The following is a 2,208-nucleotide window of genomic DNA, read 5'->3' on the forward strand; positions in this document are numbered from 1 at the left end:
CGCTCGCGGCCAGCGGCGTCTGCACCAGCAGCAGATGCGGGCGGATGCCGGGCACGCTGCCGAGCAGCGACGCCGACCACTTCACGAACGAGTCGGCGTCGGCGATCGCGACGACCCGCAGCCCGTCTGAACGGCTCATGCGCGCGCCCGCTCCGGTCACGCCGAGACGCGTCGCAGTTTGGCCATCGGCGCGCGCTCGCTGTCGAACACGCGCTTGACGCCGTCGCCCAGCGCCGTCTCGATCACGCGGATGTCGCGCACGAGGTGCTCGAGGCCGGTGGGCTCGAGCGAGGCGGCGTGGTCGGAGCCCCACATCGTGCGGTCGAGCGTGATGTGACGCTCGACGGCTACGGCCCCGATCGCGACGGCCGCGAGCGAGATCTGCAGTCCGCGCTCGTGGCCCGAATAGCCGACAGGCACTCCGGGGTAGCGGTCGCGGAGCGTGGCGATCGCGCGCAGGTTGGCCTCTTCGGGCTCGAGCGGGTAGGTCGAGGTGGCGTGCATCAGCACGACGCGGTCGGTGCCGAGCGTGGCGAGCGCACGGTCGATCTGCTCGATCGTCGACATGCCGGTCGAGAGGATGATCGGCTTGCCCGTCTCACGCAGCGCGCCCAGCAGCTCGGTGTCGGTGAGGCTGGCCGACGCGACCTTGTGGGCGACCACGCCCAGGTCTTCGAGGAAGTCGACGCTCGGCACGTCCCACGGCGACGCGAACCAGTCGAGGCCCTGCATCGTGGCGTGGTCGCCGACCGCGATGTACTCGTCACGGCCGAACTCGACGCGTCGGCGGTAGTCGAGGTAGCTCATGGTGCCCCACGGCGTCTCGCGCGGCACGTCGCGCATGTGCTCGGGGGTGGAGATCTCGGGGGTGCGCTTCTGGAACTTCACGGCGTCGGCACCCGCCTTCGCCGCGACGTCGATCAGCCGCTTGGCGATGTCGACGTCGCCGTTGTGGTTGAGGCCGATCTCGGCGATGACATAGGCGGGGTGACCGCCTCCGATGACGCGTGAGCCGATGCTGACAGTCATGATTCCTCCGGTGGTCGAAATGGCCTTCTCCCCTGGGTACGCGCCGAGTGTGAACGACGGGGGGCCTGAGGGTTACCGGCGTCGGTCAGGCGGGCAACACCCGTTCGATCAGCTCGCGGACGGCCCCCTGGCCGCCCACCCGACGCAGCACGACGCGCGCCGCGTCGATCACGAGCGGATGCGCGTTGGCCACCGCGATCGGCCATCCGACGATGCGCAGCGCGGGCAGGTCGTTGACGTCGTTGCCGAGGTACGCGATCTCGGCGAGAGGGATGCGGTTCTCCTTGGCCCACGCGCGCAGCGCCGACTCCTTGTCGTCGATGCCGTGCAGCACCGGCACCCGGAGCTTGTCGGCGCGCGCCCGCACGACCGGGTTCACCTCGGTCGACAGGATGAGCATCGGGATGCCGGCCTTGCGCAGCAGAGACACACCCATGCCGTCCTCCCGGCTGACCCGCACCCGCTCGACACCGTCGGCGTCGATGGTCGCGGTGTCGTCGGTGTGCACCCCGTCGAAGTCGGCCACCACGGCACGCACCGGTATCCGCTCGGGTGACTCGTACAGCGCGGCGAGCGCCCGGGCCATCCGCAGCTGCTGCTCGTCGTCGATCTCGATCGCCGACCACTCGGGTACCTCGGCGATGCGGATGCGCCCGAAGAAGCGGTGCTCCGCCTCGCGGAACCCCTCGGCGCGGAACACGTAGAACGCGCCGGTCTCGAGGAAGTGCGGCTCGCGGTCCTGACGCCGCGGCCGGCGCGTGGCGTCGTGGTTGAGGGCGACGGCCGTGCCCGCATCCGGCTGGGTGCCGGCATCCGCATGCTCGTCGACTGCTGCCTGCTGCTCACCGGCGCGGGCCCAGAGGAACCCGTAGGTCTCGAAGGCGGAGAAGACGCTGTCGGCCCGCCCCTCGGCGACCGCGGAGACCGCGCCGGCGAGGGCCTCGCTCGGGATGAACGGCGAGGTCGCCTGCAGGAACGCCACGACGTCGATCTGCTCGCCCGCCCGCTCGAGTTCGGTCAGCACGTGCAGGATCGCACTCTCCGACGACGCCGTGTCACCCGAGATCTCGGCAGGACGCCGCACGATCCGTGCGCCGGCGGCTGCGGCTACCGTCGCGATCTCCTCGTCGTCGGTCGAGACCACCACGAGGTCGATCCCGCCGGCCGCGAGCGCACTGC

General features: G+C 71.0%; 2 protein-coding genes. Both read right to left on the minus strand.

The genetic code is table 11. From position 1 onward, the window contains the following. Positions 1 to 156: 156 nt before the first annotated feature. Positions 157 to 1,029 (minus strand): N-acetylneuraminate synthase family protein, encoded by an 873-nt coding sequence (locus tag RTM68_RS18400; protein WP_312173756.1) that lies wholly within the window; start codon positions 1,027 to 1,029, stop codon positions 157 to 159. Positions 1,030 to 1,114: 85 nt separating this feature from the next. Then, a partial coding sequence (locus tag RTM68_RS18405) for an acylneuraminate cytidylyltransferase (RefSeq protein ID WP_312173758.1) occupies positions 1,115 to 2,208 on the minus strand: 1,094 nt, incomplete at its 5' end.

Origin of the sequence: Microbacterium sp., from assembly GCF_031988965.1 — a bacterium.
Lineage (GTDB): Bacteria > Actinomycetota > Actinomycetes > Actinomycetales > Microbacteriaceae > Microbacterium.

Coding starts and splice junctions, on each gene's coding strand:
- RTM68_RS18400 (WP_312173756.1), bottom strand. CDS start 1,029: ATGACTGTCAGCATCGGCTCACGCGTCATCGGAGGCGGTCACCCCGCC.